This window comes from Bradyrhizobium sp. P5_C11_2 (assembly GCF_054049755.1).
In genome coordinates this window covers 1-2,444 of record NZ_JBFULT010000815.1, presented here as the reverse complement: position 1 = coordinate 2,444, position 2,444 = coordinate 1, and the positions used below count along the sequence as shown (strand labels likewise).

General features: G+C 63.7%; 2 protein-coding genes. Both read left to right on the top strand.

Features of this window, described 5'->3' with window-relative positions; translation table 11 throughout:
* Positions 1-1,575: NADH-quinone oxidoreductase subunit L (gene nuoL, locus ACXJL8_RS38925; RefSeq protein ID WP_456686806.1), on the top strand; the 1,575-nt coding region annotated here is incomplete at its 5' end.
* A partial coding sequence (locus ACXJL8_RS38920) for an NADH-quinone oxidoreductase subunit M (protein WP_456686805.1) occupies positions 1,576-2,444 on the top strand: 869 nt, incomplete at its 3' end.

Below are 2,444 nucleotides of genomic sequence, written 5' to 3'. Positions count from 1 at the left end.
TCGCTGTTCACCTTCGCCATGCTGATGCTGGTGACCGCGGACAACCTCGTGCAGCTGTTCTTCGGCTGGGAGGGCGTCGGTCTCGCCAGCTACCTGCTGATCGGGTTCTGGTAYCAGAAGCCGTCGGCGAACGCGGCGGCGATCAAGGCCTTCGTGGTCAACCGCGTCGGCGATTTCGGCTTCGCGCTCGGCATCTTCGCGATCTTCGCCCTCGTCGGCTCGACCGATTTCGAGACGATCTTCCATGCCGCGCCGGACCTCACCGGCAAGACCATCGACTTCCTCGGCTGGCACGCCAATGCGTTGACCCTGACCTGCCTGCTGCTGTTCATGGGCGCGATGGGCAAGTCGGCGCAGTTCCTGCTGCACACCTGGTTGCCGGACGCGATGGAAGGCCCGACCCCGGTCTCGGCGCTGATCCATGCCGCGACCATGGTCACCGCCGGCGTGTTCATGGTGGCGCGCCTGTCGCCGCTGTTCGAGCTCGCACCGAACGCGCAGGCCGTCGTGATGTTCTTCGGCGCGACCACGGCGTTCTTCGCCGCGACCATCGGCCTCGTCCAGAACGACATCAAGCGCATCGTCGCCTATTCGACCTGTTCGCAGCTCGGCTACATGTTCGTGGCGATGGGAGCGGGGGCCTATTCGGTCGGCATGTTCCACCTGTTCACCCACGCCTTCTTCAAGGCGCTGCTGTTCTTGGGCTCCGGCTCGGTGATCTACGCGATGCACCACGAGCAGGACATCCGCAACATGGGCGGCCTCTGGCGCAAGATCCCCTACACCTATGCGGTGATGGTGGTCGGCACGCTGGCGTTGACCGGCTTCCCGCTCACCGCCGGCTATTTCTCCAAGGACGCGATCATCGAGTCAGCCTATGCGTCGCACAATCCGTTCGCGACCTACGGCTTCCTGATGACGGTCGTCGCCGCCGGCCTGACCTCGTTCTACTCCTGGCGCCTGATCTTCAAGACCTTCCACGGCGAGCCGCATGACGAGCAACACTACGAGGCGGCGCATGAGGCCCCGGTCTGGATGCTGATCCCGATCGGCGTGCTCGCGGTCGGCTCCATCGTCGCCGGTTTCCCGTTCAAGGAGCTGTTCGCCGGCCACGGCGTCGAGGAGTTCTTCCGCGACTCCGTGAAGATGAACCCGCACATCATCGAGGAGATGCACCACATCCCCGAGACCATCGCGCTCCTGCCGACGGTGATGATGGTGCTGGGCTTCCTCGTCTCGTACCTGTTCTACATCCGGCGGCCTTACCTGCCGGTCGAGCTCGCGCAGACCCAGCCGGGGCTGTACCAGTTCCTGCTCAACAAATGGTACTTCGACGAGCTCTACGACATCATCTTCGTCCGTCCGGCGAAGTGGATCGGCTATCAGCTCTGGAAGAAGGGCGACGGCTTCGTCATCGACGGCTTCGGTCCCGACGGCGTCTCGGCCCGCGTGCTGGACGTCACCCGCAACGTCGTCAAGATCCAGACCGGCTATCTCTATCACTACGCATTCGCCATGCTGATCGGCGCCGCCGGCCTGATCACCTGGTTCATGTTCGGCTTTGGAGGCCAGTAAATGACGACCTGGCCCATTCTATCCGTCACGACGTTCCTGCCGCTGGTCGGCGCGCTGATCGTCTATCTCAGCCGCGGCGATGACGAGGCCTCGCGGCGCAACTCGTGCTGGATCGCGCTGTGGACCACGCTGATCACCTTCGCGGTGTCGGTGCTCCTGGTCATGCGCTTCGATCCGTCCAACGCCGACTTCCAGTTCGTCGAGAAGGCGAACTGGCTCGCTACCGGCATCACCTACCACATGGGCGTGGACGGCATTTCGCTGCCGCTGGTGATCTTGACCACCGCCATCATGCCGTTCTGCATCATCGCGAGCTGGAAGTCGGTCACGAACCGCGTTCGCGAATACATGATGGCGTTCCTGATCCTGGAAACGCTGATGATCGGTACCTTTTCGGCGCTCGATCTCGTGCTGTTCTACCTGTTCTTCGAGGGCGGCCTGATCCCGATGTTCCTGATCATCGGCGTCTGGGGCGGCCCGCGCCGGGTCTACGCGTCCTTCAAGTTCTTCCTCTACACGCTGCTCGGCTCGGTCCTGATGCTGCTCGCCATCATGGCGCTGTACTGGAACGGCGGCACCACCGACATCCCGACCCTGATGCACACGGCCGTGCCGCGGTCGTTGCAGACCTGGGCGTGGCTGGCCTTCTTCGCCTCGTTCGCGGTGAAGATGCCGATGTGGCCGGTGCACACCTGGCTCCCCGACGCCCACGTCGAGGCGCCGACCGCGGGCTCGGTGGTCCTTGCCGCGATCCTCTTGAAGATGGGCGGCTACGGCTTCCTGCGCTTCTCGCTGCCGATGTTCCCGCTGGCCTCGCATGACTTCGCGCCGCTGATCTTCACGCTCTCGRCCATCGCCATCATCTACAC